The following is a 2,711-nucleotide window of genomic DNA, read 5'->3' as shown; positions in this document are numbered from 1 at the left end:
TTCACTTATATTTAGTATTATATCATGTATTGATGGAAATTTGTTTCAGAACATTATTATGATTTTCTATATTATTTTTTAGGCAGACACATAGGTCTGCCCCTACGTACAGCCATGGTATATGATAGAATCACTGCTATGCATTGTGTAAATGATGGGTGGTAGCATTGGAGGGCAGACACACAGGTCTGCCCCTACGTACAGCCGTGGTATATTCTACATTGTAGGGGTTGACCTATGTGTCAACCCGTTTATCTGTCAACCCGTTTATCTGTCAACCCGTTTATCTGTCAACCCGTTTATATGCTTAGGTATAAATAAAAAAAGCAGCAGAGCTGCTTTTTTATCTCACATAATTTGCTGGATTTTGATTATTACCATTTTTTAGCACTTCAAAATGAAGGTGTGATCCTGTGGATCTACCAGTGTTTCCTACTGATGCTATAACTTGACCTTTATAAACCCTTTCGCCTCTTTTTACGTTTATCGTATTACAATGAGCATATCTAGTTACATATCCATTTCCATGGTCTATTTCTACTAGATTGCCATAGGCTCCTTTTCTTCCAGTAAAGACTACTTTACCTCCATCGGCAGCTTTAATTGGTGTACCAGTTCTTGCTGCTATATCTAATCCTCTATGCATTCTTCCATTTCTCATACCATATCTTGAAGATATAGAACCTCTTGTAGGCATTAAAAACGCTCCTGTGGCTGCTGTTTTAGGTAGCTCTTTGGTACCTTTAACAACCAACTCATCTACAGGTTCTTTAATTATCTCTTCTTTTAATATTTCTTTCTCTACTATATCTCCATTATGTCTAGTTATTTTTGCTACGTATTCGCTTTCTCCCTCAACACCTTTAACTTTTACCTTTTTTTGAGTTTTGTACATATTGTCATCATGTTCAACTTTTACTTCATAATCAGTACTTTCTTTATATTGAACTTCTTCAATGGTTTCTACAGTCAATAAAGATTTAGGTACTAGTAGTTTAACTTCATCGCCTATTTGAAGTTTTTCTGGATCTATATCTGAATTAGCTGCTATTAAATCATCTACTGACATATCATAAATTTTAGCTATAGTCCATAAACTTTCCCCTACTTCTACTACATGAGTTTTTATCTCCTCTGTTCCTGTTTGTATATATTGTAATAGTTCTTCTTTGTCGTTTAATTTATTTAAAGGAATATCTTTTTTTTCAATTTTCACATCTTCTGAAAAGTTTGATTTTTCAAGAGTACTATTTTCATCTATTCCATCTAAATATGGTTTTTTTAAGGTTTCTAATATATCTTCCATATCTTTCTTAGTTTTTGTATACCCTATCTCCTTATTGTCTACAAGCAATGCATATCCACTTACTAAAAATGTCATTTTTGATTTTATATTTGATTTAATTTCTGCTGGTGAAGCTATTAAATCATCTTTTGCATGTGTATCTTCAAAATGAATATCTTTATTTAAAACAACATCTATATCATATGTATTGGATAGCTGTGTTTTTATATCTGATAATATATTTAAAGCCTCATCTTGTTCTCTTACTATTCCTATTTCATCATCTCCGAAATAAACTACAAAAGCTCTAGTCTTTATTTCATTAATCTTATATGTAGTTAATAACAAACCTGCTATTACAATTAGCATGATCCCTACAAGAATTCTTTTAAAACTATACTTTTCTATTATTTTATCTTTTATTATTTTAAATTTTTCAATAAATTTATTCTCCTTTAGGGGAATAATTTGGGTTTTAAAACCCGTACCATTTGGTTTATCCATAGGTTAAGTACCTCCTGTTTTTAGATTAGCTCCAATTATCCACGCTAATTGTCAAAACCATTGTAACCATTTTGTAAACTTTTTATATTAATATGAACTTATTATAACACAGGGAAAAATTTTTTCAATACTACAAGCCTGTCTATTATATTTTATTCAATAATTCGCTAAATATACCTTTTCTTTTAATCTTCTCAATTCCAACGGATAGGTTCCTTGACTGAATAAGGGTAAAAATGGATTTATACTTTGTTAAGATTTCTTAACAAATCAATCATTCTTTTATTTACCTACAATATAGCCATTTTTAGTATTTATGTTCTTATTTATGGAAATACTTCTATTATGCTTTTAATATTCATATGTATTTGAAAGAAGGGTTTAAAACAATTTATATACAGGAGGTCAATATGCTAAACTGTACTAACAATAATTATGTTAATTCTGATTCTTCTTTTGCTGTTTTTGATATTTCCAATTTAATTTCCAAATATTTATCAAACAGTATAGATAATGATCAGGATTTAGTTATATTATGTATTGGTACGGATAGATCTACTGGTGATTCATTAGGTCCTCTGGTTGGATATAAGTTATCCCCTTTTATTCCTCATTATAATAAAGTTCATTTATTTGGTACCTTAAATAAACCAGTTCATGCTAAAAATTTAGCTAGTACAATAAAATATATTAACCTATATCATCCTAAATCCTTTATATTGGCTATAGATGCATCTCTTGGGAGTATTGATAAAATAGGCTATATAAATATTAAAGAGGGGCCTTTAAAACCTGGACTAGGGGTAAATAAAAATCTACCTTCAACAGGAAATATTAGCATTACAGGTGTTGTTAATGTTGGAGGGATGATGGAATATATGATATTACAGAATACAAGGCTAAGTTTAGTCATGAATATGGC

General features: G+C 30.2%; 2 protein-coding genes. One reads left to right on the top strand and one right to left on the bottom strand.

What is annotated here, in order from left to right; translation table 11 throughout:
* Positions 1 to 343: 343 nt before the first annotated feature.
* Positions 344 to 1,789, bottom strand: coding sequence for a M23 family metallopeptidase (locus VK998_RS03520; protein ID WP_325225540.1), 1,446 nt, complete (start codon positions 1,787 to 1,789; stop codon positions 344 to 346).
* 410 nt (positions 1,790 to 2,199) lie between these two features.
* On the opposite strand from VK998_RS03520, the gene yyaC reads away from it, so the two are divergent.
* A partial coding sequence (yyaC, locus tag VK998_RS03515; protein ID WP_325225537.1) for a spore protease YyaC occupies positions 2,200 to 2,711 on the top strand: 512 nt, incomplete at its 3' end.

Source organism: Schnuerera sp., from assembly GCF_035459645.1.
GTDB lineage: Bacteria > Bacillota > Clostridia > Tissierellales > Tepidimicrobiaceae > Schnuerera.
This window is presented reverse-complemented; position numbering and strand designations above follow the sequence as displayed.

Excerpts from the sequence above, each read along its gene's own strand:
- VK998_RS03520 (WP_325225540.1), bottom strand. The coding sequence starts at position 1,789 with ATGGATAAACCAAATGGTACGGGTTTTAAAACCCAAATTATTCCCCTA.